General features: G+C 64.8%; 23 protein-coding genes. 15 read left to right on the top strand and 8 right to left on the bottom strand.

All coding sequences use genetic code 11. The features are described from left to right. Nucleotides 1–106 precede the first annotated feature (106 nt). The gene (locus tag ACVJ19_RS13910; protein WP_453948655.1) at nt 107–1,189 is read right to left on the bottom strand and encodes a DUF2336 domain-containing protein; all 1,083 of its coding nucleotides are present in this window, start codon (nt 1,187–1,189) and stop codon (nt 107–109) included. Between the two features lie 373 nt (nt 1,190–1,562). On the opposite strand from ACVJ19_RS13910, the gene rimP reads away from it, so the two are divergent. The 8 genes from rimP (at nt 1,563) to pnp (ending at nt 11,922) form a co-directional block, all read left to right on the top strand. Next, entirely contained in the window at nt 1,563–2,318 is a 756-nt protein-coding gene (rimP, locus tag ACVJ19_RS13905) for a ribosome maturation factor RimP (RefSeq protein ID WP_453948656.1), read from the top strand. A 2-nt stretch (nt 2,319–2,320) separates the two neighbouring features. After that, nucleotides 2,321–3,931 (top strand): transcription termination factor NusA, encoded by a 1,611-nt coding sequence (gene nusA / locus ACVJ19_RS13900; RefSeq protein WP_453948657.1) that lies wholly within the window; start codon nt 2,321–2,323, stop codon nt 3,929–3,931. A gap of 23 nt (nt 3,932–3,954) precedes the next feature. After that, complete coding sequence (locus ACVJ19_RS13895; protein ID WP_453948658.1) at nt 3,955–4,638, top strand: RNA-binding protein; 684 nt, start codon at nt 3,955–3,957, stop codon at nt 4,636–4,638. A 70-nt stretch (nt 4,639–4,708) separates the two neighbouring features. Continuing rightward, nucleotides 4,709–7,411, top strand: a complete 2,703-nt coding sequence (gene infB / locus ACVJ19_RS13890; protein WP_453948659.1) for a translation initiation factor IF-2 — start codon at nt 4,709–4,711, stop codon at nt 7,409–7,411. 155 nt (nt 7,412–7,566) lie between these two features. Then, complete coding sequence (gene rbfA, locus ACVJ19_RS13885; RefSeq protein ID WP_025032909.1) at nt 7,567–7,998, top strand: 30S ribosome-binding factor RbfA; 432 nt, start codon at nt 7,567–7,569, stop codon at nt 7,996–7,998. Further along, nucleotides 7,995–9,113: a tRNA pseudouridine(55) synthase TruB gene (truB, locus tag ACVJ19_RS13880; protein WP_456739388.1), complete on the top strand. Its 1,119-nt coding sequence runs from the start codon at nt 7,995–7,997 to the stop codon at nt 9,111–9,113. The genes rbfA and truB overlap by 4 nt, the downstream gene beginning before the upstream one ends. A gap of 2 nt (nt 9,114–9,115) precedes the next feature. Next, complete coding sequence (gene rpsO / locus ACVJ19_RS13875; protein ID WP_008540131.1) at nt 9,116–9,385, top strand: 30S ribosomal protein S15; 270 nt, start codon at nt 9,116–9,118, stop codon at nt 9,383–9,385. A gap of 374 nt (nt 9,386–9,759) precedes the next feature. Next, complete coding sequence (gene pnp, locus ACVJ19_RS13870) at nt 9,760–11,922, top strand: polyribonucleotide nucleotidyltransferase (RefSeq protein WP_453948660.1); 2,163 nt, start codon at nt 9,760–9,762, stop codon at nt 11,920–11,922. 213 nt (nt 11,923–12,135) lie between these two features. Here pnp and katG read toward each other — a convergent pair whose 3' ends face one another. Then, the gene (gene katG / locus ACVJ19_RS13865) at nt 12,136–14,295 is read right to left on the bottom strand and encodes a catalase/peroxidase HPI (protein ID WP_453948661.1); all 2,160 of its coding nucleotides are present in this window, start codon (nt 14,293–14,295) and stop codon (nt 12,136–12,138) included. Between the two features lie 114 nt (nt 14,296–14,409). Here katG and ACVJ19_RS13860 point away from each other — a divergent pair, with 114 nt between their 5' ends. From ACVJ19_RS13860 to ACVJ19_RS13845, 4 genes are all read left to right on the top strand, one after another. Next, nucleotides 14,410–15,336, top strand: coding sequence for a LysR substrate-binding domain-containing protein (locus ACVJ19_RS13860; RefSeq protein ID WP_453948662.1), 927 nt, complete (start codon nt 14,410–14,412; stop codon nt 15,334–15,336). A 75-nt stretch (nt 15,337–15,411) separates the two neighbouring features. Further along, nucleotides 15,412–15,876: a GNAT family N-acetyltransferase gene (locus ACVJ19_RS13855; protein WP_453948663.1), complete on the top strand. Its 465-nt coding sequence runs from the start codon at nt 15,412–15,414 to the stop codon at nt 15,874–15,876. 355 nt (nt 15,877–16,231) lie between these two features. Further along, nucleotides 16,232–16,807: a hypothetical protein gene (locus ACVJ19_RS13850; protein WP_453948664.1), complete on the top strand. Its 576-nt coding sequence runs from the start codon at nt 16,232–16,234 to the stop codon at nt 16,805–16,807. 102 nt (nt 16,808–16,909) lie between these two features. Continuing rightward, nucleotides 16,910–17,506 (top strand): glutathione S-transferase family protein, encoded by a 597-nt coding sequence (locus ACVJ19_RS13845; protein WP_453948665.1) that lies wholly within the window; start codon nt 16,910–16,912, stop codon nt 17,504–17,506. A gap of 121 nt (nt 17,507–17,627) precedes the next feature. Here ACVJ19_RS13845 and fabI read toward each other — a convergent pair whose 3' ends face one another. The 3 genes from fabI to fabA all read right to left on the bottom strand — a co-directional run bounded on the left by fabI (nt 17,628) and on the right by fabA (nt 20,312). After that, nucleotides 17,628–18,425 carry an enoyl-ACP reductase FabI gene (gene fabI / locus ACVJ19_RS13840; RefSeq protein ID WP_453948666.1) on the bottom strand — a complete coding sequence of 266 codons (798 nt, stop codon included), beginning with the start codon at nt 18,423–18,425 and terminating at the stop codon, nt 17,628–17,630. Between the two features lie 100 nt (nt 18,426–18,525). After that, nucleotides 18,526–19,749, bottom strand: a complete 1,224-nt coding sequence (fabB, locus tag ACVJ19_RS13835; RefSeq protein WP_018644179.1) for a beta-ketoacyl-ACP synthase I — start codon at nt 19,747–19,749, stop codon at nt 18,526–18,528. Between the two features lie 41 nt (nt 19,750–19,790). Next, nucleotides 19,791–20,312, bottom strand: a complete 522-nt coding sequence (gene fabA / locus ACVJ19_RS13830; protein ID WP_453948667.1) for a bifunctional 3-hydroxydecanoyl-ACP dehydratase/trans-2-decenoyl-ACP isomerase — start codon at nt 20,310–20,312, stop codon at nt 19,791–19,793. Nucleotides 20,313–20,636: 324 nt separating this feature from the next. Here fabA and irrA point away from each other — a divergent pair, with 324 nt between their 5' ends. Continuing rightward, nucleotides 20,637–21,128, top strand: coding sequence for an iron response transcriptional regulator IrrA (irrA, locus tag ACVJ19_RS13825; protein WP_027546833.1), 492 nt, complete (start codon nt 20,637–20,639; stop codon nt 21,126–21,128). Nucleotides 21,129–21,282: 154 nt separating this feature from the next. Here the strand turns inward: irrA and ACVJ19_RS13820 are convergent, their stop codons facing one another. Next, nucleotides 21,283–21,813, bottom strand: a complete 531-nt coding sequence (locus ACVJ19_RS13820; RefSeq protein ID WP_453948668.1) for an SH3 domain-containing protein — start codon at nt 21,811–21,813, stop codon at nt 21,283–21,285. Nucleotides 21,814–22,140: 327 nt separating this feature from the next. Here ACVJ19_RS13820 and ACVJ19_RS13815 point away from each other — a divergent pair, with 327 nt between their 5' ends. After that, nucleotides 22,141–23,142, top strand: a complete 1,002-nt coding sequence (locus ACVJ19_RS13815; RefSeq protein WP_453948669.1) for a 2-hydroxyacid dehydrogenase — start codon at nt 22,141–22,143, stop codon at nt 23,140–23,142. A gap of 139 nt (nt 23,143–23,281) precedes the next feature. On the opposite strand, the gene ACVJ19_RS13810 is transcribed toward ACVJ19_RS13815, so the two are convergent. Beyond that, nucleotides 23,282–24,193, bottom strand: a complete 912-nt coding sequence (locus tag ACVJ19_RS13810; protein ID WP_453948670.1) for a LysR family transcriptional regulator — start codon at nt 24,191–24,193, stop codon at nt 23,282–23,284. A 115-nt stretch (nt 24,194–24,308) separates the two neighbouring features. Here ACVJ19_RS13810 and ACVJ19_RS13805 point away from each other — a divergent pair, with 115 nt between their 5' ends. Beyond that, nucleotides 24,309–25,316 carry an aldo/keto reductase gene (locus tag ACVJ19_RS13805; RefSeq protein WP_453948671.1) on the top strand — a complete coding sequence of 336 codons (1,008 nt, stop codon included), beginning with the start codon at nt 24,309–24,311 and terminating at the stop codon, nt 25,314–25,316. Nucleotides 25,317–25,325: 9 nt separating this feature from the next. Here the strand turns inward: ACVJ19_RS13805 and ACVJ19_RS13800 are convergent, their stop codons facing one another. Continuing rightward, nucleotides 25,326–26,129 (bottom strand): HesA/MoeB/ThiF family protein, encoded by an 804-nt coding sequence (locus ACVJ19_RS13800; RefSeq protein ID WP_453948672.1) that lies wholly within the window; start codon nt 26,127–26,129, stop codon nt 25,326–25,328. Between the last annotated feature and the right edge of the window lie 123 nt (nt 26,130–26,252).

The raw sequence follows: 26,252 nt of genomic DNA, 5'->3' as shown, positions 1-26,252 counted from the left end.
TGTCGTTCCGGGGCGTGCGAAGCGCGAACCCAGAACCTCGAGGTTCTCAGGTGCGCAATTGCGCACCATAGTTCGATGCTGCGCATCGCCCCGGAACGACAGAATCTTAGATCGTCTGCCGGTTGCGCCAGAAATTGACGACGCGCTCGGCCGTCGTCGGCATCAGGCGCGTGAAGTTCACGCGCGCCTGCTCGAGATCGGCATCGGCCGGCATGCGATTCGGGCCGTACCACATCAGGATGAGCGCACGCACCGTGGGCCAGCCCAGATTCAGCAACCGCCCCAGGATCAGGATCGGATCATAACGGTCGCCCGCGATCAGACGGTCGAGGATCGAGATGCGGATGCCGGCCATCGCCGAGAGCGAGGCGATCGATTCCTCGTATTTGTGCGCCTTGGCGAAGCCAAGCAGCGCGCTCTCGCCGAGATGGCCCTCGCGATGCAAGGTGAGCACCGTGCGCTGGGCCGCGGAGAAATCGCGTCGCGGCCCCGGCGGCAGCGCAGCCTCTTCGATCGCCGCCATCGCACGCTTGATCTCGACCTGGCGCACAGGATTGACCACGGTGGAGAGACGGCGGCGGATGACGTCGAGCGTGCCATCGAGAAGCTGTTTCAGGTGCTCGCCGGAGAGATCGGTGCGCTGGCCGATCTTGAGCGTCAGCACGCCGTCCTGCGCGGAACGCTTGATTAGCTCGGAATAGCTGGCAGGCGAAAACACTGCACCGGCATTGCCCGCGGCGCGGCGCACGACATCGCGATCGCCGCGCTCGACCAGCACGTCGGTGACGACGGCCGGCAAGACGGGGCGTTCCGTCATCGCGAGCAGATGACCCTGCCCCTTCAGACGCGCGATCTCGACCAGCGCGGCCTCGTCGAGCACGGGCGAGCGGCGCAGCACGGGGCCTGCGACCATGATCTCGTTTTCGCGCGCCAGCTGATTCACCAGATGCGGCGGCGCATTGTTCAGGCGCGAGAAGCGCTCGGCGAGATCGACGCGCGAGGCAAGCTCGGCATGCGGGACAAGATCGATCAGGAGATTGTCGAAGAGATCGATGAGCTCGGGACGGAGTCTCGCGGGATCCTGGAAGTAAAGGTTGGCGATGGCGCGCGCGATCTCACCGCGACGGCGGGGGTCGCCGCGTTTGACGATATCGTCCAGTCCGGGAATGAGCGACGTGGCAGCGGTCATGAAAACACAAACTCGTACAGGGCACGCCGCGGGTGCGCCCTCGGTCCAAGCCGCCCCACAATCAAGGAATTTAGGCCTCGGAAATGAAGGAAGCGTTGCGCGGGGAGCCGCGAATCGGGCGCAAAAAGCCTCATCCGGCCTCCGATGGGCCTTGTCCGGGAGGGCGGAAAGGGCTATATCAGCGCCAATTCATCTTCTCATACGATCCGCGTAGTGAGAGTGGGCCCGAAAGGACCCGCTCTTTTTTATTACCTGAACGCGGGTTGGCGGAAGATCCGGCCCGACGCGCTGTCGGGAGAGTTCCGAAGCGGGCTTTGAAGTCTTAACCAAGCCTTAACCCAAGCGTTAACCAACGAGCGCCTTGACCGCTGATATGACCGAACCGAACACTGGTTCCACCGATGCCGAACTGCTGGCCGAGCCGAGGCTCGTAGTCGAGCCGGGCGTGGCGGCACGGGTGTCTGCGGTCGCGGCTCCCGTGCTCGAGGGCATGGGTTACCGCCTGGTCCGGATCCGCATCTCCGGGGAAGCCGGCTGTACCGTGCAGATCATGGCCGAACGGCCGGACGGTTCGATGCAGCTCGAGGATTGCGAGGCAATCTCGCGGGCGCTGTCGCCCGTGCTCGATGTCGCCGACCCCATCGACCGCGCCTACCGGCTGGAGATCTCCTCGCCGGGAATCGACCGCCCCCTGGTGCGGCGCTCCGACTTCGAGCGTTATTCCGGCCATCTGGTGAAGGTCGAGATGGCGGTCGCCCACGAGGGACGCAAGCGGTTCCGCGGCACGCTCGGTGCCGTCGAAGGCGACGGCGTCCATCTGCATCGCGACGACGTCAAGGCGGGTGACGATGCCGACGTTCTCCTGACCATGGAGGATATCGGCGAGGCCCGGCTGGTGCTGACCGACGAGCTGATCGCCGAATCCATGCGCCGCGGCAAGGCCGAAGAGCGCCAGATGCGCAGGGATCTCGGCCTCGCGCCGCCGCAGGCGCCGCACGCGAAAATCAGCGAAAAAACCACCAAGAACACCAAGCCGAAAAAGAAGCCGGCCCCGACCAATACCAAGAAACATCGCCTTGCCGCCGAACGCGCGCGGCGCGGCGAGATCGAGCCTGACCAAGGAGACTAGCCATGGCAGTCAGCGCCAATCGACTTGAATTGCTTCAGATCGCCGATGCCGTTGCCCGCGAGAAATCGATCGACCGCGGCATTGTCATCGCGGCGATGGAAGACGCCATCGCCAAGGCTGCGCGGGCCCGTTACGGCAGCGAGACTGACGTTCACGCCGAGATCGACCCCAAGAAGGGCGAGCTGCGGCTGTCGCGGCACATGCTGGTCGTCGACAAGGTCGAGAATCACTCCAACCAGATCTCGCTGGTGGACGCGCAGCGCGCCAATCCCGGTGCCCAGGTCGGCGACACCATCGCCGACACCCTGCCGCCGCTGGAATATGGCCGCATCGCCGCGCAGTCGGCCAAGCAGGTCATCGTGCAGAAGGTGCGCGAGGCCGAGCGCGACCGGCAGTACCAGGAATTCAAGGATCGCATCGGCGACATCGTCAACGGCGTCGTCAAGCGCGTCGAATATGGCAGCGTGATCGTCGATCTCGGCCGTGGTGAAGCCATCATCCGCCGCGACGAGATGCTGCCGCGCGAAGTGTTCCGCAACGGCGACCGCGTCCGCGCCTACATCTTCGACGTCCGCCGCGAAACCCGCGGCCCGCAGATCTTCCTGTCCCGCACCCATCCGCAGTTCATGGCGAAGCTGTTCGCGCAGGAAGTCCCCGAGATCTATGACGGCATCGTCGAGATCAAGGCGGTGGCCCGCGATCCCGGCTCGCGCGCGAAAATCGGCGTGATTTCCCGGGATTCCTCGGTGGATCCGGTTGGCGCCTGCGTCGGTATGCGCGGCTCGCGCGTGCAGGCCGTGGTGAACGAGCTGCAGGGCGAGAAGATCGACATCATTCCCTGGTCGCCCGACATCGCGACCTTCGTGGTCAACGCGCTGGCGCCGGCCGAAGTCTCCAAGGTCGTCATCGACGAAGACCGCGAACGCATCGAGGTCGTCGTCCCCGACACCAACAACCAGCTCTCGCTGGCGATCGGCCGCCGCGGCCAGAACGTGCGTCTGGCCTCGCAGCTCACCGGCTGGGACATCGACATCCTGACCGAGCAGGAGGAATCGGAGCGCCGCCAGGCCGACTTCGAGAATTCCACCCGCGTATTCATGGAATCGCTCAACGTCGATGAGGTGGTCGGCCAGCTGCTGGCGTCCGAAGGCTTCACCTCGGTCGAGGAACTCGCGATGGTGGACGTCAAGGAGCTCGCCGGCATCGAAGGTTTCGACGAGGAGACCGCGCAGGAGCTCCAGAACCGCGCCCGCGAATATCTTGAGCAGCAGGAAGCCGAGCTCGAGGCAAGGCGCAAGGAGCTCGGCGTCGAGGACGCCCTCAAGGACGTGCCCGGCGTCACCTCGAAGATGCTGGTGAAGTTCGGCGAGAACGACATCAAGACCGTCGACGACCTCGCCGGCTGCGCCACCGACGATCTGGTCGGCTGGACCGAGCGCAAGGAAGGCGGCGAGCAGACCAAATATCCGGGCGCGCTCGACGGTATCGACATCTCCCATGACGATGCCGAGGCGATGATCATGCAGGCCCGCGTCAAGGCCGGCTGGATCACCGAGGCCGATCTCGCCAAGCCCGCTGAAGAGGCTGAAGCGACCGAAGATCAGCCGGCTTAAGGGCGACGGAGGATGTCGCCCGGATGCTCGCCAGCACTGACAGCGAACTCGATCATGGGCCGCGGACCGAAAGGTCCGCGACCATGCGGATGTGCGCGGTCAGCCGGCAGGTCCGGCCGATCGACGAGCTGATCCGCTTCGTCGTCTCGCCACAAGGCGACATAGTTCCCGATCTCAAGCGCAAGCTGCCCGGACGCGGCATGTGGGTCACCGCCTCGCGCGAGGTGGTTGCGGAAGCCGTGCGGCGTCACCAATTTAACAAAGCCTTCAAGCGCGAGCTGCGCGTTCCCCAGACGCTTCCCGCCGACATTGAGGCGCTCCTCGTCAGGAGCGTGACGGAAGCCCTTGGGATCGCCGCCAAGGCGGGCCAGGTCGTGGCCGGCTTCGGCAAGGTCGAGAGCGCCCTGCGGGAAGGCACGGCCGAGGTCCTGATCCACGCCAGTGACGGGGCTGCGGACGGAATCCGCAAATTGGACATGCTGGCGCGTCAAAATGCCGGAAATCGCGGCGCCAAGCCGCAGATTCCCGTCGTCACCGCACTGAAATCGTTAGAATTGGATTTGGCACTGACCCGGTCAAATGTGATACATGCTGCGCTGCTCGCGGGCCCGGCGAGCAGGTCATTCCTGTCACGTAGCCAGATGCTGGTCCGATACCGGATGGCGGACGATGACAAGACTGCCGAAAAGCACGGCCAGGATTTCTGAGAGACACCGACGAACCGATCTGACGGTGCGGCAACGCACAACACTGATAAATCAGGATTAGGACTGCTGAATGGTTGATACCAAGACCCCTGGCGACAAGAAGCTGAGCGTTCCGAGCAAGACGCTATCGCTCAAGCCGCGCGTCGAAACGGGCACCGTGCGCCAGAGCTTCAGCCATGGCCGCAGCAAGCAGGTCGTGGTCGAGAAGCGCGGCAAGCGCCGGATCGACGGAACCCCTGAGCCGCAGGCTGCCGAGGTTGCGAAGCCCGCACCGGCCGCCCCAGCGCCTGCTCCGGCCCGTCCGGCACCGCCGCGCAATGCCGGCTCCGGCGTCGTGCTGCGCACGCTGACAGAGGACGAACGTTCCGCCCGCGCCAGCGCGCTGGCCGATGCCAAGGTGCGCGAAGTCGAAGAGCGCCGCCAGGCCGAGGAAGAGGCCCAGCGCCGCGCCGTCCGCGAAGCGGCCGAACGCGCCGAGCGCGAAGCCGCCGAATCCCGCCGCAAGGCCGAGGAAGAGCGCCACCGTCACGAGGACGAAGCCAAGCGCAAGGCCGAGACCGAGGCCAAGAAGCGTTTTGGCGAGGGCGAGCAGCCGCAATCTGCTCCGCGCCCTGCAACTGCGGCCCCGGCCGCTCCTGCGCCGCGGCCCGGCGCCCCCGCAGCGCGCCCCGGAACCACCACGACGGCTCGCCCGGGAACCACGACAGCACGCCCCGGAACGACCACGCCACGGCCGGCCGGCGGGCCGGTGGGCCGCGCGCCCGCGGTCGCGGCCGGACCCGACGAGGATGATGGTCCGCGCCAGATCCGTCGCGGTCCCGGCGGCGCCGCGCGTCCTGTGGTGGCCCCCAAGCCCACCCACAAGCCCGGCCCGCAGAAGGAACGCGGCCGCCTGACGGTCGTCACCGCGCTCAATGCCGACGAGGTCCGCGAGCGCTCGATCGCCTCGTTCCGCCGCCGCACCCAGCGCCTGAAGGGCCATGCCGCGAACGAGCCGAAGGAAAAGCTCATCCGCGAGGTGGTCATTCCGGAAGCGATCACCATCCAGGAGCTCGCCAACCGCATGGCTGAGCGCGCGGTCGACGTCATCCGCATGCTGATGAAGCAGGGCGCGATGCACAAGATCACCGACGTGATCGACGCCGACACCGCGCAGCTGATCGCCGAAGAGCTCGGTCACACCGTCAAGCGCGTTGCCGCGTCCGATGTTGAAGAAGGCCTGTTCGACGCCGTCGACGATTCCAACGACACCGAGACGCGTTCGCCCGTGGTGACCGTGATGGGTCACGTCGACCACGGCAAGACCTCGCTGCTCGACGCGCTTCGTCACGCCAACGTGGTGTCCGGCGAAGCCGGCGGCATCACCCAGCATATCGGCGCCTATCAGGTGACCTCGCCCGAAACCGGCAAGAAGATCACGTTCATCGACACGCCCGGCCACGCCGCGTTCACCGCGATGCGCGCCCGCGGCGCCAAGGTCACCGACATCGTCGTGCTGGTGGTCGCGGCCGATGACGGCGTGATGCCGCAGACGGTCGAAGCCATCAATCACGCCAAGGCGGCAGGCGTGCCGATCATCGTTGCCATCAACAAGATCGACAAGCCCGATGCCAAGCCCGAGCGCGTGCGCACCGAGCTGCTCCAGCATGAGGTGCAGGTCGAATCCTTCGGCGGCGAAGTCGTCGACGTCGAGGTGTCCGCCAAGAACAAGACCAATCTCGACAAGCTGCTCGAGATGATCGCGCTGCAGGCCGAAATCCTCGACCTGAAGACCAATTCGGAGCGCCCGGCGGAAGGCACCGTGATCGAAGCCAAGCTCGATCGCGGCCGTGGTCCGGTTGCCACCGTGCTGGTCCAGCGCGGCACGCTCCGTGTCGGCGACATCATCGTCGCCGGCGCCGAGATGGGCCGCGTCCGCGCACTGATCTCGGATCAGGGCGAGACCGTGCATGAGGCAGGTCCCTCGGTTCCGGTCGAGGTGCTCGGCTTCAACGGTCCGCCGGAAGCCGGCGATCGTCTCGCCGTGGTCGAGAACGAAGCCCGCGCCCGCCAGATCACCAGCTACCGCGCGCACCAGAAGCGCGAGAACGCGGCGGCCTCGATCTCCGGCATGCGCGGCTCGCTCGAGCAGATGATGTCGCAATTGAAGACGGCGGGCCGCAAGGAATTCCCGCTGATCGTTAAGGCCGACGTGCAAGGCTCGCTGGAAGCCATCCTCGGCTCGCTGGAGAAGCTCGGCACCGACGAAGTCGCCGCCCGCATCCTGCATGCCGGCGTCGGCGGTATCTCGGAATCCGACGTGACGCTCGCCGAAGGCTTCAACGCCGCGATCATCGGCTTCTCGGTTCGTGCCAACAAGGAAGCCGCCGCGGCCGCCAAGCGCAACGGCATCGAAATCCGCTACTACAACATCATCTACGACCTCGTGGACGACGTGAAGAAGGCCATGAGCGGCCTGCTCGCGCCGACCTTGCGCGAAACCATGCTGGGCAATGCCGAGATCCTGGAGATCTTCAACATCTCCAAGGTCGGCAAGGTCGCCGGCTGCCGCGTCACCGACGGCACCGTGGAACGCGGCGCCAATGTGCGCCTGATCCGCGACAACGTCGTCGTGCACGAAGGCAAGCTGTCGACGCTGAAGCGCTTCAAGGACGAAGTGAAGGAAGTCCAGTCCGGTCAGGAATGCGGCATGGCCTTCGAGAACTATCACGACATGCGTGCCGGTGACGTCATCGAGTGTTATCGCGTGGAGACGATCCAGCGCTCCCTGTAAGTCCAAATCTTACCGAAGCGCCCGGATCTTTTTGAGCTAAAATTGCGGGAGTGCGATGGCCGGATTTTTCCGGCCATCCACGCCTCATTCGTTTCAACAGGACAAATGACAATGCTCGTGTCCCAAACGCGGGCACGACGAGGTGATTTTCGACCATGCCACGGCACCATCAGAAAAAGAGTTCCGCGCCCGGCGGCTCGCAGCGACAGTTGCGCGTCGGCGAGCAGGTTCGCCATGCGATGGCCGAGATTCTGGCGCAAGGCAACGTGCATGATGCGGACCTCGAAGGTCACATCATCACCGTGCCGGAGGTACGGATGTCGCCTGACCTGAAGCTTGCGACAGTCTACGTGATGCCGCTTGGTGGCCGCGACACCGAGATCGTCATCGCTGCGCTCGAGCGCAACAAGAAATTCCTGCGCGGCGAAGTCGCGCGGCGCGTTAACCTGAAATTTGCACCTGACATTCGTTTCCGCGTCGACGAACGATTCGACGAAGCGGAACGGATCGAGAAGCTTTTGCGAACACCTGCGGTGCAGAAGGACCTGGAACAGGATCCGGATTCGGATCGGGAAGAAGAGCAATGACGATGGACCCGGCTCACGGCACGATCGACGGCAACGACGCCGATCAGCGCGATGTGCAGAAAAATAATTTTGCGGAGATGGGCGGCAATTCTCAGCCGCATCAGGAGCCGCGCCGCGTCAACAACGATCCGCGCGCCAAGCAACAGAAGGGCAACCAGGTTCGGCGCGACCGCCGCGACGTCCACGGCTGGGTCGTGCTCGACAAGCCGATCGGCATGACCTCGACGCAGGCGGTTGCCGTGCTCAAGCGCCTGTTCAACGCCAAGCGCGCGGGACATGCCGGCACGCTCGACCCGCTCGCCTCCGGCGGCCTGCCGATCGCGCTCGGAGAGGCCACCAAGACCGTTCCCTTTGTGATGGACGGCCGCAAGCGCTACCAGTTCACCGTGTGCTGGGGCGAGGAGCGCGACACCGACGACATCGAGGGCCGGGTGACCGCGACCTCCGACCAGCGCCCGACCCGGGAAGCCATCCTGGCCCTCCTGCCCCGCTTCACCGGGGTGATCGAGCAGATCCCGCCGCGCTATTCCGCCATCAAGGTCCAGGGCGAGCGCGCCTACGACCTCGCCCGCGACGGCGAGGTCGTGGAGCTGGCCCCCCGCCCGGTCGAGATTCACCATTTAACCCTTGTAGATCAACCAGATAACGACCGGGCCGTATTCGAGGCCGAGTGCGGCAAGGGCACCTATGTCCGGGCGCTCGCCCGCGATATGGGCCGGATTCTCGGCACTTACGGCCATATTTGCGCGCTCCGGCGGACCCTGGTGGGCCCATTTGGCGAAAACGACATGATTCCGCTGGATCAGCTGGAGGCTTTGTGCGATAGAGCCGCGTCCGGCGAGGGCAGCCTCGCCGACGCGCTTTTGCCCGTTGAGACCGCGCTGGACGACATCCCGGCACTGGCCGTCACTCGGGCTGATGCGGCAAGGCTCCATCGGGGCCAAGCCGTTTTGTTGCGCGGACGGGATGCGCCCACTTGTAGCGGCACAGTCTATGTCACGGTGGCAGGCCGTCTTTTGGCGCTTGCCGAAGTTGGCAATGGCGAAATCATCCCCAAGCGTGTGTTCAACCTGACCGGCCTGACTGCCAGCCCCGGTCGCAACGAGAGAAATTGACGATGTCGATTGCCGCAGAACGCAAAGCGGAAGTCATCAAGACGAATGCCACCAAGGCCGGCGACACCGGCTCGCCCGAGGTTCAGGTCGCGATCCTGTCGGAACGCATCAACAACCTCACCAACCATTTCAAGACCCACGTGAAGGACAACCATTCGCGTCGCGGCCTCTTGAAGCTGGTCTCGACCCGCCGCTCGCTCCTCGACTACCTGAAGAAGAAGGACGAGGCGCGTTACAAGGCGCTGCTCGAGAAGCACAACATTCGTCGCTAAGAGTTCTTGCGCGCGCCACTGGCGCGCGTTTTTGCGCGTGGTTTCGAGCGAAAGCGCTTATTTGAAGGTTTTTGATCGAGGCTGCGTGCGCGTCGGATGCGGGCCGTTGACGGCCATCATCCGGGGCATGACCGAAGACCACGGTTCGGTGTTCGCGTTCGTGCCGACTGACAGCCCAGCAGCAATCCGGCGGCTGGGCACAACGGGCAAGGCGCCCGTATGACCCGAAAGGATGGACGCCATCCGACATCCAAAAACCATGGCAGGATCGCAGGACGCTGATCACCCGCTCCGATCAGCGTCCCGCAATCTTGCGCATGGTTTTTGTTTTTCGAAGCGTCCCTTCTTTCGAGAACCCATGAAAGAAGACCTCTATGTTCACTAAGCATTCAGTCGAGATCGACTGGGGCGGACGCCCTCTCAAGCTCGAAACCGGCAAGATCGCCCGTCAGGCCGACGGCGCCGTCATCGCCACCTATGGCGAGACCGTGGTGCTCGCCACCGTCGTCGCCGCGAAGGCGCCGCGCGAAGGCGTCGACTTCCTGCCGCTGACCGTCGACTACCAGGAGAAGACCTACGCCGCGGGCCGCATTCCCGGCGGCTATTTCAAGCGCGAGGGCCGTCCGACCGAGAAGGAGACGCTGGTCTCCCGCCTGATCGACCGTCCGATCCGTCCGCTGTTCGTCGACGGCTGGCGCAACGAGACCCAGGTGATCGCCACCGTGCTGTCGCACGACATGGAGAACGATCCTGATATCGTCGCGCTGGTGGCATCGTCGGCTGCGCTGACGCTCTCCGGCGCGCCGTTCAAGGGCCCGATCGGCGCCGCGCGCGTCGGCTTCGCCAATGACGAGTTCATCCTCAACCCGACGCTCGACGAGATGGTCGACACCCAACTCGACCTGGTCGTCGCCGGCACCGCCGACGCCGTGCTGATGGTGGAATCGGAAGCCAAGGAGCTGAACGAGGACATCATGCTCGGCGCCGTGATGTTCGGTCACCGCCACTTCCAGCCGGTCATCAACGCGATCATCGAGCTCGCCGAGAAGGCCGCCAAGGAGCCGCGCGAAGTCACCGTGATCGACAACGCCGCGCTCGAGAAGGAAATGCTCGGCCTGGTCGAGCAGGAGCTGCGCGCCGCCTACGCCATTCCGGTCAAGCAGGATCGCTACGCCGCGGTCGGCAAGGTCAAGGAAAAGGTGATCGCTCACTATTTCCCCGAAGGGCAGGAGCCGAAGTACGACAAGCTGCGCATCAGCGCCGTGTTCAAGGAGCTCGAGGCGAAGATCGTTCGCTGGAACATCCTGGACACCGGCAAGCGCATCGACGGCCGTGACAGCAAGACCGTGCGCAACATCATCGCCGAAGTCGGCGTGCTGCCCCGCGCCCACGGCTCGGCGCTGTTCACCCGCGGTGAGACCCAGGGCTTGGTCGTGACCACGCTCGGCACCGGCGAGGACGAGCAGTACATCGACGCGCTGTCGGGAACGTACAAAGAGACGTTCCTGCTGCACTACAACTTCCCTCCCTACTCGGTCGGTGAGACCGGTCGCCTCGGCGGCACCAAGCGCCGCGAGATCGGCCACGGCAAGCTGGCCTGGCGCGCGATCCACCCGGTGCTGCCGCCGCATCACGAGTTCCCGTACACGATCCGCGTGGTCTCGGAGATCACCGAATCCAACGGCTCCTCGTCGATGGCTTCGGTCTGCGGCGCCTCGCTCGCGCTGATGGACGCCGGCGTGCCGATGAAGCGGCCGACCGCGGGCATCGCGATGGGCCTGATCCTCGAAGACAAGCGCTACGCGGTGCTCTCGGACATTCTCGGTGACGAGGATCATCTCGGCGACATGGACTTCAAGGTCGCCGGCACCGAGCAGGGCATCACCTCGCTCCAGATGGACATCAAGATCGAGGGCATCACCGAGGAGATCATGAAGGTCGCCCTCGGCCAGGCCAAGGAAGGCCGCATCCACATCCTCGGCGAGATGGCCAAGGCGCTCACCAACGCCCGCGCCGAGCTCGGCGAATACGCGCCGCGCATCGAGACCTTCAAGATCCCGACCGACAAGATCCGCGAAGTGATCGGCACCGGCGGCAAGGTGATCCGCGAGATCGTCGAGAAGACCGGCGCCAAGGTCAACATCGAGGACGACGGCACCGTGAAGGTCGCCTCCTCTGACGGCGAGGCGATGAAGGCCGCGATCAAGTGGATCAAGTCGATCGCGTCCGAGCCGGAAGTCGGCCAGATCTATGACGGCACCGTCGTCAAGGTGATGGAGTTCGGCGCCTTCGTGAACTTCTTCGGCTCCAAGGACGGCCTCGTCCACATCAGCCAGCTCGCTTCGGCGCGCGTGCAGAAGACCTCCGACGTCGTCAAGGAAGGCGACAAGGTCAAGGTCAAGCTGCTCGGCTTCGACGATCGCGGCAAGACCCGCCTGTCGATGAAGGTGGTCGACCAGACCACCGGCGAAGACCTCGAGGCCAAGGACAAGGCCGCCGAGGGCGAGAAGGCTCCGCGCGAAGCGGCCGGCGAGTAAACCTCGCTACACTGCCAGCAACACGAAAGGGCGGCCGAAAGGCCGCCCTTTTTGTTTGTGGTCGCTCCGGGCGATATGCGCTCCCTCTCCCGCTTGCGGGAGAGGGCTGGGGAGAGGGTGCTTCCGCGACGAAGAACCCCCAAGAGGAGAAAGCCCTCACCCGGATCGCTGCGCGATCCGACCTCTCCCGCAAGCGGGAGAGGTGAACCGGCCTCACGCCGCGATGTCGTAGCGGTCGAGGTTCATCACCTTGGTCCAGGCCTTGGCGAAGTCCTTGACGAACTTCTCCTTGGAGTCCGAGGTCGCATAGACCTCGGCGAAGGCGCGGAGCTGCGAGTGCGCGCCGAAAATGAGATCGGCGCGGGTGCCGGTCCACTTCACCGCGTTGGTCTTGCGGTCGCGTGCCTCGTAGGTGCCGTCGGAAGCCGGTGTCCACTGCGCACTCATGTCGAGCAGGTTGACGAAGAAGTCGTTGTTCAGCGTGCCCACCTTCGCGGTGAGGACGCCATGCTTCGAGCCGTTCGCATTGGCGCCGAGCACACGCAGGCCGCCGACCAGCACGGTCAATTCAGGCCCGGTGAGCTTGAGCAGCTTCGCGCGATCGATCAGGGCTTCTTCCTGCTGCAGGAACTGATGCTTCTTGCCGATGTAGTTGCGGAAGCCATCGGCCCGGGGCTCGAGCGGCGCGAAGGACTCCGCGTCGGTCTGCTCCTGCGAAGCATCCATGCGGCCCGGCGTGAAGCCGACCTTCACGTCGACGCCGGCATCCTTGGCGGCCTTCTCGACCGCGGCGGTGCCGCCGAGCACGATCAGGTCCGCGAGCGAGACCTTCTTCGCACCGGTGCTGAACTCCTTCTGGATCGCTTCGAGCTTGCCCAGCACCTTGCCGAGCTGAGCCGGCTGGTTCACCTCCCAGTCCTTCTGCGGAGCAAGGCGGATGCGCGCACCATTGGCGCCGCCGCGCTTGTCCGAGCCGCGGAACGTCGAGGCCGACGCCCAGGCGGTCGAGACCAGCTCGGACACCGAGAGGCCCGAAGCCAGGATCTTCGTCTTCAGCGAGGCGATATCCTGGTCGCTGACCAGCTCGTGGTTCACGGCCGGAATCCGATCCTGCCAGATCAGCGCTTCCTTCGGCACCAGCGGGCCGAGATAACGCTGGATCGGCCCCATGTCGCGATGGGTCAGCTTGAACCAGGCGCGGGCGAAGGCGTCCGCGAACTGGGCCGGATTCTCCAGGAAGCGGCGCGAGATCTTCTCGTAGGCCGGATCCATGCGCAGCGACAGGTCGGTCGTCAGCATGGTCGGCCGGTGCTTCTTCGACTTGTCGAAGGCATCGGGAATGATCGCGTCGGCACCCTTGGCCGTCCACTGGTTCGCACCGCCCGGGCTCTTCGTCAGCTCCCATTCGTACTTGAACAGGTTCTCGAAGAAGTTGTTGCTCCACTTCGTCGGCGTCGTCGTCCACGTCACCTCGAGACCGCTGGTGATGGAATCACCCGCGAGGCCCGATGCGTGCTTGCTCTTCCAGCCGAGGCCCTGATCTTCCAGCGCGCCCGCTTCCGGCTCAGGCCCGACCAGCGAGGGATCACCCGCGCCGTGGGTCTTGCCGAAAGTGTGACCACCGGCGATCAGTGCGACGGTCTCTTCGTCGTTCATCGCCATGCGGGCGAAGGTCTCGCGGATGTCCTTGGCCGCGGCGAGCGGATCCGGCTTGCCGTTCGGGCCTTCCGGGTTGACGTAGATAAGGCCCATCTGCACGGCGCCGAGCGGCTCGGCCAGCTGGCGCTCACCACTGTAGCGCTCATCGCCGAGCCAGGTGCCTTCCGGACCCCAATAGAGCTCTTCCGGCTCCCAGACGTCGGCGCGGCCACCGGCGAAACCGAAGGTCTTGAAGCCCATCGATTCCAGCGCGACGTTGCCGGCGAGCACCATCAGATCGGCCCAGGAGAGCTTGCGGCCGTATTTCTGCTTGATCGGCCAGAGCAGACGGCGGGCCTTGTCGAGATTGGCGTTGTCGGGCCAGCTGTTGAGCGGCGCAAAGCGCTGCTGACCGGCGCCGGCGCCGCCGCGCCCGTCGGTGATGCGGTAGGTGCCCGCGCTGTGCCAGGCCATGCGGATCATCAAGCCGCCATAGTGGCCGAAATCGGCCGGCCACCATTCCTGCGAATCCGTCATCAGGGCGGTCAGGTCCTTGATGACCGCGTTCAGGTCGAGAGTCTTGAATTCCTTGGCGTAATCGAACTCCTTGCCCATCGGGTCCGACAGGTCGGAATTCTTGTGCAGCATCTCGATGCTGAGCTGGGTTGGCCACCAGTCGCGGTTCACGCGCGTGGGTTTTCCGCCCGAAAACGGGCACTTCGAAGTGTCGTCCATGATTACCTCCTCTGGTGGCGTCCGACGGCGCCCTTTGACCAGGTAGAACCACTCTAAGCGCCGCCTCCGATCAGGTGAAGTTGACTTTAATGATCGCTGCGATAGGATTTTCTTATGATCAATCTGACGCTGCGCCAGCTCCGGTATTTCGACGCGCTGGCGCGCCACGGCCATTTCGGCCGCGCGGCGGAAGCCTGCTCGATCTCGCAGCCGGCGCTGTCGATGCAGATCAAGGAGCTGGAGGAGACGCTCGGCGGCCTGCTGCTGGAGCGCAGCGCGCGGCAGGTCGCGCTGACCCGGTTCGGCGAGGAGCTCGCCCAGCGCGTCCGCGACATCCTGCGTTCGGTCGACGAGCTCGGCGATTTCGCCCGGGCGTCACAGGACCGCTTCGCCGGCCGCCTGCGCATCGGCATGATCCCGACCATCGCACCATATCTGCTGCCCAAGATCACCAAGAACCTCACGCGCATGCATCCGGAGCTCGACATCCGCGTACGCGAGACGATGACGCCGCGGCTGATCCAGGAGCTGGTGGAGGGACGGCTCGACACCGCCATCGTCGCGCTGCCGGTGTCGGAGCCCTCGCTCACCGAGGTCGCCCTGTTCGAGGAGAAATTCTTGCTGGTGCGACCAGGGGCAGACGAGGGAACGCCGGCGCCCTCGCGCGAGATGATGCGGGAGATGCGGCTGCTGCTGCTCGAGGAGGGACACTGCTTCCGTGATCAGGCGCTGTCGTTCTGCAACATGCAGTCGGCGCCGCCGCGCGAGATGCTGGATGCGAATTCGCTGTCGACGCTGGTGCAGATGGTCAGCGCCGGCATCGGCGTCACCTTGATTCCGGAGATGGCGGTGCCGGTCGAGACACGGTCAGCCTCGGTCTCGCTGACGCGTTTCCGCGACCCACAGCCCTCCCGCACCATCGGCATGGTCTGGCGCAAGACCAGCCCACTGGCCCGGCAGCTGTTGCAGATTTCCGAGGTAGTGTGCCTGTCGGCCGGCAAGGTGCGCACGCGGCAATCCGTGCGTAGCCAACGGGCCTAGACGGGGATTTCCTGGAGCGGCCGAGATTCGAGTGAACTCCCCGCGCAAGGCGGGCAGATCGAACCGAGAGCGCCAATGCCTGACCTGATCATCCGCCCCGCCCGCGCTGAGGAATATGACGAGGTCGGCCGCGTCTGGATGGAGAGCTGGGTCTCGACCGGGCTTGGCGAGGCCAGCGAATTCCTGCTGGCAAACCTGCGCGCGCGTATCCGGCGCGAGATCGAAGACGGCTGGAGCCTGTTCGTCGCCGACGACAACGGCACGATCGCCGCGATGCTGGCGCTGCATCTGCCAAAACTCTATCTCGATATGCTGTTCGTCGGCCCCGACTATCAGGGGCAATCGCTCGGGCGCAAATTACTCGCCTTCACGCGCACGCAAATGCCGGATGAAATGCACCTGCGTTGCGTTCGCGAGAACGAAAAGGCCTGGCGGTGGTACGAGCGCGAAGGCTTTGTGTTCGAGAAGGAAGAGATCGAGCCGTCGAACGGGTTCATGATGAAGTATTACCGGTGGAAACGGCCACATGGTGCCGGATAGGCAGTGATCGCCGGACGCAGCTTGCGGTTGTCATGATCCCAACCTAGTGTGGCGTGACCGATGACCTCCCGCCTCTGATCTCCCGGAATCCATGTTTCGAATTGCTGTCTCGCTGATCGCCCTGCTGTCCATTTTGACTCCGGCAGCCGCCCAAACCCTTCCCGCAACCGGCACGCCTCCGGCCTCAACCGCGACACCGGCGAAACCGGTTTCCAAGAAAGCGGCGCCGAAGGCCAAACCGGTTGCAAAGCAGCCTGTCGCGGTCGAGAGCGGCCCGTGCCGGCTTGGCGTGATCTCTGTGATCGGAGACCGCTACGCCGTGCAGAAATTTGGCCTCACGATTTTCGAGAATGAGGTGAACGAGGTCCCGATCGACTGGGGACTCGATGATCTCGTCTTTGCGCGCGTGCGCGCGGCAACGAACAACGATCCCGCGGTGCGCAGGATCGCTTATCCCAAGGGCGTCTTCGACCCCTTCTATAATCCGAAAACGATCCTCATCCGGGATCCCGGAGAGCGTCTGCCGGTGATCGTGCGGAGCTTTACCGCGAATGCCGGTTGCGAGCGCTATCTTGTCGCGACGACTTTCAAGGCCGAGTTGCCGAATACGCACATGACGCTGAACGGAATCGGAACCTACAATCAGGGCCTCGGCGGTCTCCTCCGGCATTCCCATCTTTTCGCCAACGTTGCGATCACGCTGATCGACGGCCGGAACTACGAGGAGATCAAGCGCCCCTTCGTGAATTTCGGCGCGAACTTCGCTGCGAGTATGCGACTGACCGAAGACCCGCTCACCAAACTCGACAACTCGTTGTTCCCTGACCCACCCGCGGCAGCTTCAGCCAGCACGGCGCTGCGCGAGAGGACGCGGGCACTCGTCGCAGACAGGCTCGACCGGGGGTTGCCGGGCTATCTCAAGGAAGACTGAGCCGAAGTCAGGATTATCTGTATCGTCGTGCATTGCGGATTCAATGCAGAGGCGTCATGAATCCGACTTGGCTCACATCGCGCCAACGAAAGGTCCCGCGCCATGATCAAGCTCTATTGGTCGCCCCGCTCGCGCTCGTTCACGACGCTCTGGCTGATGGAAGAGAGCGGCCTGCCCTATGAGCGCGTGCTGACCGACATCTCGACCGGCGCGCAGAAGGCGCCGGACTACTTAAAGATCAATCCGATGGGCAAGGTGCCGGCGCTCAGCGACGGCGATGCCGCGCTCGGCGAAGCTGCGGCGATCTGCGCCTACATCGCCGACCGCTATCCCGAGACGAAGCTTGCGCCTGCTGTGACCGACCCGCGCCGCGCGCGTTATCTGCAATGGCTGTTCTTCTCGCCGAGCTGCATCGAGCCCGCCATCATCCAGATCTTCACCAAGATCGAGATCCCGACCTCGACTGCGGCCTGGGGCAGCGCGACGCAGGTCTTTGACGTGCTGGAAGCCGCGCTCGCCAAGGGGCCGTGGATTCTCGGCGAGGAATTTTCGGCTGCCGACATCACGATCGGCTCCGGCCTGAATTTTGCGGTGCGCCTGTTCAAGATGGTGCCGTCGCGCCCGGCCTTCGATGCCTATCTCGCGCGCTGCATGGCGCGGCCGGCGTTCCAGCGCGCGGAGAAGATCGCGGCGGGCTGAAGCAGCTCTCGTAGGGTGGGCAAAGGCGCAGCGCGCCGTGCCCACCATTTGGTCGCGATTGTTGAGAGATGGTGGGCACGTCGCGCGAGGAGCGCGCCTTTGCCCACCCTACAGGGTCCGTCTATTCGGCCTTCAGATCATCCGGCCTCGGCATCAGGACGATGTTGTAACCGGAATCGACATAGTGGATCTCGCCGGTCACGCCGCCCGAGAGGTCCGACAGCAGATACAGCGCCGAGCCGCCGAGCTCGTCGAGCGTGACGCCGCGGCGGAGCGGCGCATGCTTTTGCATGTACGCGAACATCGCGCGCGCCTCGCCGATGCCGGAGCCGGCGAGCGTACGGATGGGACCTGCGGAGATCGCATTCACGCGGATGCCGCGCGGTCCGAAATCGGAGGCGAGGTAGCGTACCGAGGCTTCCAGAGCGGCCTTGGCGACGCCCATCACGTTGTAGTTCGGCATCGCGCGTTCCGAGGCGCCGAAGGTCAGCGTGATCATGCTGCCGCCCTCCGTCATCAGCTCGGCGGCGCGCTTTGCCACTTCCGTGAACGAGAAGCAGGAGATCACCATGGTGCGCGAAAAGTTCTCGCGGCTGGTGTCGGCGTAGCGGCCCTTCAGCTCGTTCTTGTCGGCGAAGCCGATGGCATGGATGACGAAGTCGAGCTTGCCCCACTTTTCGCGGAGCACAGCGAAGGTGGCATCGACGCTGGCGATGTCCTCGACGTCGCAGGGCAGCACCAGATCCACGCCAAGCTGCTCCGCCAGCGGCTTGACGCGCTTGCCCAGGGCCTCGCCCTGGAAGGTGAAGGCGAGCTCGGCGCCGTGGGCATGCAGCGTCTTCGCCATGCCCCAGGCGATCGAATGATCATTGGCGATGCCCATGATCAGACCGCGCTTGCCTTTCATCAAACCTTCCATTGCCTTGCGGCTCCTATCATTCCGACGTCATCGCCCGCGCATGCGGGCGATCCAGTATTCCAGAGACAGCAATTACAGGCCGAGAAGGCGCGGTGTGGGCTCACACATCCAGCCGGCTGAACACCAGCGTGGCGTTGGTGCCGCCGAAGCCGAACGAATTCGACAGCACGGTGCCGACCTTCACGTTGTCGATGCGCTTGCGCACGATCGGCATGTCGGCGAAGACAGGATCGAGCTCCTGGATGTGCGCGCTCTCGCAGATGAAGCCGTTGTTCATCATCAGCAGCGAGTAGATCGCCTCCTGCACGCCGGTGGCACCCAGCGAATGGCCGGTCAGCGCCTTGGTCGCCGAGATCGGCGGACACTTCTCGCCGACGCCGAACACCCTGCGAATCGCCTCGATCTCCGGCGGGTCGCCGGCCGGCGTCGAGGTCGCGTGCGGATTGATGTAGTCGACCTTGGTCTTCACCGTCGACATCGCCATGCGCATGCAGCGCTCGGCACCTTCGCCCGACGGCGCGACCATGTCGTGGCCGTCCGAGGTCGCGCCATAGCCGACGATCTCGCCATAGATGCGCGCGCCGCGCGCCTTGGCATGCTCGAGCTCTTCCAGCACCAGCACGCCGGCGCCGCCGGCGATGACGAAGCCGTCGCGATTGACGTCGTAGGGACGCGAAGCGGTGGCGGGGGTGTCGTTGTATTTGGAGGACATCGCGCCCATGGCGTCGAACAGCACCGATAGCGACCAGTCCAGCTCCTCGCAGCCGCCGGCGAAGATGACGTCCTGCTTGCCAATCTGGATCGTCTCATAGGCGTTGCCGACGCAGTGGTTCGACGTCGCGCAGGCCGAGGAGATCGAATAGTTCACGCCCTTGATCTTGAACCAGGTCGCGAGCGTCGCGGAGGCCGTCGACGACATCGCCTTCGGCACTGCAAACGGTCCGACGCGCTTCGGCCCCTTGGTGCGGGTGATGTCGGCGGATTCGACGATGGTGCGCGCGGACGGACCGCCCGAGCCCATGATGATGCCGGTGCGGATGTTGGAGACTTCGTCGGGCGACAGACCGGAATCCTGGATCGCCTGCTCCATCGCGATGTGATTCCACGCGGCGCCCTGACCGAGGAAACGCATGGCGCGGCGGTCGACCACCGTCGAGGGATCGAGCGTCGGCTCACCTTGCACCTGCGAACGGAAGCCGAGCTCGGCATATTTCTCAGCCCGCGAAATGCCCGACTTCGCCTCGTGAAGGCTCGCAAGCACTTCCTGGGTGTTGTTTCCGATGGACGAAACGATGCCCATTCCGGTGACCACAACCCGCCTCATGACAGCCTCGCCTAAATCGTTGTCTTTCTTGGTGATGCGCCTCAGCCCAGGCTCGTGCCCTGCTTGAACAGGCCGACCTTCAGATCCTTGGCGCGATAGATAATCTGGTCATCGACCGAAAGCCACCCGTCGGCGATACCGAGCACGAGCTTTGACCGCATGACGCGCTTCATGTCGACGTTGTACACAACCTTGCGGGCCTCGGGCAGCACCTGGCCGCTGAACTTCAATTCGTTGAGGCCAAGCGCACGGCCGCGACCTTCGCCGCCGATCCAGCCCAGATAAAAGCCGACCATTTGCCACAGCGCATCGAGGCCGAGGCAGCCGGGCATGACGGGATCGTTCTTGAAATGGCAGCCGAAGAACCAGAGATCCGGCTTCACGTCGAGCTCGGCGCGCACCAGGCCCTTGCCGTACTCGCCGCCATTGTCGCTGATTTCCGTGATGCGGTCGAACATCAGCATCGGCGGCAGCGGCAGCTGGGCATTGCCCGGGCCGAACATCTCGCCGCGCGCGCATGCCAGCAAATCCTCGTATTCGTAACCGTTGCGCCTGTTCAGCATGCACGAGCCTCTGTTCAAATACCGATTGAGCGGCGTTCTTTGGCGAAAATGGGCCCCGTCTCGGTCGGAGAGCAACGCCAATTGCCGTCGTGGACTGCGGACCGGGCTCCATGCCCGGTTGCGCCAAAATCGGCTAAGCGGAACCGCGGGCTCTCTAACACAGGCCATTTCAGTGGCAAAGCGCTCTCATGAAGGTAAAATGACGGGGTCCTCGCCCGGTTCCAGAGCTGATTAGAACCTCTCTAGTTGCGAGAAACTTGCATCTGCATCTTTCTATTCTTATATTGCAGAGAGATATTGTTCACGCGTGCCCGAAATCTGGAAATGAGCGAGAATACCGCGCCCCATCACGACGACGACGTCCATGCCGCCGCCCTTCTGTCCGGCCGCCAGCCGGCCCTGACCGGCTGCCCCTGGCACGACGTCAACGAAATGCTCCAGTCCGCCGGGCTGCGTCCGACGCGCCAGCGCATGGCGCTCGGCTGGCTTCTGTTTGGCAAGGGTGCGCGCCACCTCACGGCTGAAATGCTGTACGAGGAAGCGACGCTCGCCAAGGTCCCGGTGTCGCTGGCGACCGTCTACAACACGCTGAATCAGCTCACCGATGCCGGCCTGCTCCGCCAGGTCAGCGTCGACGGCACCAAGACCTATTTCGACACCAACGTCACCACCCACCATCACTATTACCTCGAGAACAGCCATGAGCTGGTCGATATCGAGGATCCGCATCTGGCGCTGTCCAAGATGCCGGAGGTGCCCGAGGGTTACGAGATCTCCCGCATCGACATGGTCGTGCGCCTGCGCAAGAAGCGCTGAGATCGACCTTAAGCTGCTGAATTCGTCGTCATGGCCGGGCTTGTCCCGGCCATTGTCGTTTGCACCGTCATTCCGGGGCGGTGCGCAGCACCGAACCCGGAATCTCGAGATCCCGGGTCCGGCGCTTCGCGCCATCCCGGGATGACCCTTCGGGTCAATTCACCTGCTCGTCCGAGTACACGCCCCAGAGGCGTTCCTGCTGGATCCAGCCGTCAAAGCCGTTGCCGGTGACGCGGCACCAGTTTGCAGTGCACTTCTTCACCTGCGTGACGACACCGGCCTGGAGCCTGGCCGCAACCGCGCTGTCGGGATCGGCCCGGTCGTAGATCGGCGCGAGGTCGTCCTTGTGCTTCATGGTGACGACCGCAGTGCGGCGGCCTGACAGCAGTGAGTGATAGACCCAGCCCTCGGCGCCCTCGGAATCGCGCACCCGGCGCCAGTTCTCGAACTCGGCGGTGATTTCGACCGGCAGGCCGGCACGGGTATAGACCCAGGCCACGTCATTGTCCTTGGTCGGACCGGCGCGGACGTTGACGTGATCGGACTTGAGACTGACATAGCGCGGCACGGGTAAGCCGCTGGCGGTCTGCGGCGTGTTGTCCTTCGCCGAATGCGAGGGGGCGACCGAGGCGCTCAACCAGGTACAAACGAGCGCCATCACCGAACAAAAACGCCCCAACGCCATCAACCCGTCTCCTGTCGAGGATCCGGCCGCGCCGAACCCTCACCCCAAACTGCAAAAACCCTGCCCTGTCGGTCCCTGACCCGCCCCACGCGGGTGTTCCGCCAAGCCTTGACCCGTGGTTCTTGTCTTGGCCCGGCCTTCTGCTAGAGAGGACGGGCACTTGAACAACCAGTTTGCCCCGATTTTCCGGCCGGAAATATCGGGAGAGCTTGAAGGAAACGCCGGGGACGACACGGCAAGGGCAGTGTCGAACAACCGGGTTAATGAGGCCTCAACGACCGGCCTTTGGCGACAGAGGCGGCGTGCGGCGCCTCATGAGAGCAGGACATGTCGGTGAAGAAAAAGCCCCTCGTCGTGGTGACGCGCAAGCTTCCGGATTCGATCGAGACGCGGATGCGCGAGCTGTTCGACGCGCGGATCAATCTCGACGATACGCCGATGTCGCCCGAGCAGATCGCGGAAGCCGCGCGGACCGCCGACGTGCTGGTTCCGACCGTGACCGACCACATCACCGCCGACGTCGTGAACCAGCCCGACTGCAAGCTGCGTCTGATCGCCAATTTCGGCAACGGCGTCGACAATATCGACGTCGAGGCCGCGCATGCCCGCGGCATCACCGTCACCAACACGCCGAAGGTTCTGACCGAAGATACCGCCGACATGACCATGGCGCTGATCCTTGCCGTGCCCCGCCGGATGATCGAAGGCGCCTCGATCCTGACGGAGGGGAAACCCTGGCCGGGCTGGTCGCCGACCTGGATGCTCGGCCACCGCATCGGGGGAAAACGCCTCGGCATCGTCGGCATGGGCCGCATCGGCCAGGCTGTCGCCCGCCGCGCCCGCGCCTTCGGCCTGCAGATCCACTATCACAACCGCCGCCCCGTGGCGCCGAAGATCGCGGAAGAGCTTGGCGCGACCTATTGGGAGAGCCTCGACCAGATGCTGGCGCGGATGGACATCATCTCGGTGAACTGTCCGCACACGCCGGCGACCTACCATCTGCTCTCGGCGCGGCGGCTGAAGCTGATTCGAAAAGACGCCTATATCGTCAACACCGCGCGCGGCGAGGTCACCGACGAGGACACGCTGATCAAGCTGATCGAGGGCGGCGAGATCGGCGGCGCCGGCCTCGACGTCTACGAGCACGAGCCGGCGGTCAATCCGAAGCTGGTGCGGCTCGCCAAGGCCGGCAAGGTGACGCTGCTGCCACATATGGGCTCGGCTACCATTGAGGGCCGTGTCGACATGGGCGAGAAGGTGATCATCAACATCCGCACCTTCCTCGACGCCCACAAGCCGCCGGACCGCGTGCTGCCGAGCATGCTCTGAGGTTTCCAACCGGCTGCGCGACAAACCCTCCGTCCTCATCCTGAGGAGCCGCGAAGCGGCGTCTCGAAGGATGGCCACGGGCGACAAGCCGGGCCTTCATGGTTCGAGACGGCGCTTCGCGCCTCCTCACCATGAGGGTCTAAGACCTCGACGTGTTTCGCCTGCGCCAGTCGGCGACGAAATCGATGAAGGCGCGTAGCGCCGGCGGCGTCTGGCGGCGGCTCGGGTAATACAGAAACGGGCCGGGAAACGGCTCGCACCAATCTTCCATCAGGCTGACCAGCGCCCCGGACCTCAAGGCATCGCCGACATAGCCATCGAGTGTCGCCCAGACACCGGCGCCGTCGAGCGCCGCGCGCATCGCAAGGTTCATATTGGTCGAGATCAGCTTTGCCGGCGGATCCACCTTCACGATTTGGCCGGCCTTCTCGAACTCCAGATCATGCATGACGCCGCTCGAGTAGCGGGCGCGAATGCAATCATGCTCGAGCAGATCCTTCGGATGAAGCGGCGTGCCGCGGCGCGCGATGTAGTCGGGCGAAGCGACGACGACGTAACTCTGCGGGCCGCTCAGCGGGACCGCCACCATGTCCTGCGCGAGATGCTCGCCATAACGCACGCCGGCGTCGTAACCCCCACTGACGATGTCGACGAAACCGCTCTCGGAAACGATATCGAGATCGACCTGCGGATGCTGGCCAAGGAACGGCCCCACCATTGGCGCCAGCACCAGATCGACCGCCGGCGGCGGCGCATTGATGCGCAGGCGGCCCGAGGCGACCTCGCGCAGGCCCCGCACCTGATCCAGGGCATCACCGACATCGCGCAGCGCCGGGGCGACGCGCGACAGCAGCAGCTCGCCCGCCTCGGTCAACGCGACGCTGCGGGTGGTGCGGTTCATCAGACGGACGCCGAGGCGCTCCTCCAGGTCCCGTAGTCGCTGGCTCAGGCTCGATACGGACACGCGCATCTCGACCGCCGCACGCCGGAAATTGCGGGTGCGGGCGACTGCCACGAAGGCATCGAGATCGCGCAGGTCAGGGTCGGCCATTGTTCGCTAATGTGAACAAGCCATTCTGGATTGTCCAGCTTATCGGCGTAATCGGCCAAGCGCATATCTGGCGTCGTCACGCGGCGCCATCCGCCGCCTTTTTTGGAGAGCCATCATGGAACAGCGCAAACTCGGTTCAACCGGCCCGACCGTCTCCGCCCTCGGGCTCGGCTGCATGGGCATGTCCGAGGTCTACGGCCCGGCCGATCGCGGCGAAGCCGTCGCCACGGTGCATGCCGCACTCGACGCCGGTATCACGCTGCTCGACACCGGTGACTTCTACGCGATGGGCCACAACGAGATGCTGGTCCGCGAGGCCTTGAAGGATGTGCCGCGCGAAAAAGTGCAGCTCAGCGTCAAGTACGGCGCGCTGCGCGGTCCCGCCGGCGAATTCGCCGGCATGGACACAAGGCCGGCCGCGACCAAAAACTTCCTCGCTTATTCGCTGCAGCGGCTCGGCACCGACTACATCGACGTCTACCGCCCGGCGCGGCTCGATCCCAACGTTCCCATCGAGGAGACGATTGGCGGTATCGCCGATCTCGTGAAGGCCGGCTACATCAGGCATATCGGCCTCTCCGAGGTCGGCTCCGACACCATCCGCCGCGCGCATGCGGTGCATCCGATCGCCGATCTCCAGATCGAATATTCGCTGATCGAGCGCGGCATCGAGCGCGACATTTTGAAGACCTGCCGCGAGCTCGGCATCGCCATCACCGCCTATGGCGTGCTGGCGCGCGGGCTGATCAGCGGCCATTGGTCGAAGGAGTCAGGCAAGGCCGGCCGCGACTACCGGCTGATGACGCCGCGCTTCCAGGGCGCGAACCTCGATGCCAATCTCGCGCTGGTGGAGCAGCTGCGCGCCATCGCCGGCGAGGTCGGCGCCACGCCGGCGCAGGTCGCGATCGCCTGGGTGGCGGCGCAGGGCCGGGAGATCGTGCCGCTGATCGGTGCGCGCACGCGCACCCGTCTCAGCGAAGCACTGGGCGCAACCAAGGTGACGCTGACGCAGGCGCATCTTGCGGCGCTGGCAAAAGCCTTCCCGCCGAATGTCGCCGCCGGCACGCGTTACGCGGCCGAGCAGATGGCGCATCTCGACAGCGAGAAACCGGCGACGACGTAACCGTCGCAATCAGGTGCGATGGGCGCTGAGGTCGGTCATCACAGGCCCGTCGCCATTGAGCGGATTGGCCGGATCGCGGGCATAGCGCAACGTCTCGAAGCGCATCGCACGTGCATCGATCATCAGGAGGCGGCCGACGAGGCCGTCGCCAAAGCCGACGATCTCGCGGATCGCCTCCAGCGCCATCATCGAGCCGAGCACGCCGGCGAGCGCGCCCATGACGCCCGCTTCCGCACAGGCAGGCACGGTGCCCGGCGGCGGCGCCTCCGGGAACAGGCAGCGATAGGTCGGATTGAATTCGCCCTGCTCATTCGTCTCATGCGCGCGGATGGTGGTGAGCGAGCCGTCGAAGGTGCCGAGCGCCGCCGTGATCAGCGGCCGCTGCGCGAAGAAGCAGGCATCCGAGACGAGATAGCGCGTCGAGAAATTGTCGGAGCCGTCGAGCACGAGATCGTAGCCGCCGATCAGGCTGAGCGCGTTGTCGGCGTTGAGCCAGGTGGCGTGGCCGACGAAACGGACATGCGGATTGAGCGCGGCGATCCGCTCGGCGGCGCTCTCGACCTTGTGCCGGCCGATATCGGGCGTCGTGTGGATCACCTGGCGCTGCAGGTTGGACAGCGACACCACGTCGTCATCGACCACGCCAAGCGTGCCTACGCCGGCGGCGGCCAGATACATCAGAGCGGGCGCACCGAGCCCGCCGGCGCCGACCACCAGCACGGAAGCACGCTTCAGCGCAGCCTGGCCGGGACCTCCGACATCGCGCAGCACGATATGGCGGGCATAGCGTTCGAGTTCGTCCGGGCTCAGCATCGTCGTACGTTCCTCTCAACCCTCATGGTGAGGAGGCGCAAAGCGCCGTCTCGAACCATGAAGGCCCCGATCTCGCCTGTGGCCATCCTTCGAGACGCGGCCTTCGGGCCGCTCCTCAGGATG

The sequence above is a fragment of the Bradyrhizobium sp. USDA 376 genome (genome assembly GCF_054063675.1).
This window is presented reverse-complemented; position numbering and strand designations above follow the sequence as displayed.

Coding starts and splice junctions, on each gene's coding strand:
- ACVJ19_RS13910 (WP_453948655.1), bottom strand. CDS start 1,189: ATGACCGCTGCCACGTCGCTCATTCCCGGACTGGACGATATCGTCAAA.
- rimP (WP_453948656.1), top strand. CDS start 1,563: ATGACCGAACCGAACACTGGTTCCACCGATGCCGAACTGCTGGCCGAG.
- nusA (WP_453948657.1), top strand. CDS start 2,321: ATGGCAGTCAGCGCCAATCGACTTGAATTGCTTCAGATCGCCGATGCC.
- ACVJ19_RS13895 (WP_453948658.1), top strand. CDS start 3,955: ATGCTCGCCAGCACTGACAGCGAACTCGATCATGGGCCGCGGACCGAA.
- infB (WP_453948659.1), top strand. CDS start 4,709: ATGGTTGATACCAAGACCCCTGGCGACAAGAAGCTGAGCGTTCCGAGC.
- rbfA (WP_025032909.1), top strand. CDS start 7,567: ATGCCACGGCACCATCAGAAAAAGAGTTCCGCGCCCGGCGGCTCGCAG.
- truB (WP_456739388.1), top strand. CDS start 7,995: ATGACGATGGACCCGGCTCACGGCACGATCGACGGCAACGACGCCGAT.
- rpsO (WP_008540131.1), top strand. CDS start 9,116: ATGTCGATTGCCGCAGAACGCAAAGCGGAAGTCATCAAGACGAATGCC.
- pnp (WP_453948660.1), top strand. CDS start 9,760: ATGTTCACTAAGCATTCAGTCGAGATCGACTGGGGCGGACGCCCTCTC.
- katG (WP_453948661.1), bottom strand. CDS start 14,295: ATGGACGACACTTCGAAGTGCCCGTTTTCGGGCGGAAAACCCACGCGC.
- ACVJ19_RS13860 (WP_453948662.1), top strand. CDS start 14,410: ATGATCAATCTGACGCTGCGCCAGCTCCGGTATTTCGACGCGCTGGCG.
- ACVJ19_RS13855 (WP_453948663.1), top strand. CDS start 15,412: ATGCCTGACCTGATCATCCGCCCCGCCCGCGCTGAGGAATATGACGAG.
- ACVJ19_RS13845 (WP_453948665.1), top strand. CDS start 16,910: ATGATCAAGCTCTATTGGTCGCCCCGCTCGCGCTCGTTCACGACGCTC.
- fabI (WP_453948666.1), bottom strand. CDS start 18,425: ATGGAAGGTTTGATGAAAGGCAAGCGCGGTCTGATCATGGGCATCGCC.
- fabB (WP_018644179.1), bottom strand. CDS start 19,749: ATGAGGCGGGTTGTGGTCACCGGAATGGGCATCGTTTCGTCCATCGGA.
- fabA (WP_453948667.1), bottom strand. CDS start 20,312: ATGCTGAACAGGCGCAACGGTTACGAATACGAGGATTTGCTGGCATGC.
- irrA (WP_027546833.1), top strand. CDS start 20,637: ATGAGCGAGAATACCGCGCCCCATCACGACGACGACGTCCATGCCGCC.
- ACVJ19_RS13820 (WP_453948668.1), bottom strand. CDS start 21,813: ATGGCGTTGGGGCGTTTTTGTTCGGTGATGGCGCTCGTTTGTACCTGG.
- ACVJ19_RS13815 (WP_453948669.1), top strand. CDS start 22,141: ATGTCGGTGAAGAAAAAGCCCCTCGTCGTGGTGACGCGCAAGCTTCCG.
- ACVJ19_RS13810 (WP_453948670.1), bottom strand. CDS start 24,193: ATGGCCGACCCTGACCTGCGCGATCTCGATGCCTTCGTGGCAGTCGCC.
- ACVJ19_RS13805 (WP_453948671.1), top strand. CDS start 24,309: ATGGAACAGCGCAAACTCGGTTCAACCGGCCCGACCGTCTCCGCCCTC.
- ACVJ19_RS13800 (WP_453948672.1), bottom strand. CDS start 26,129: ATGCTGAGCCCGGACGAACTCGAACGCTATGCCCGCCATATCGTGCTG.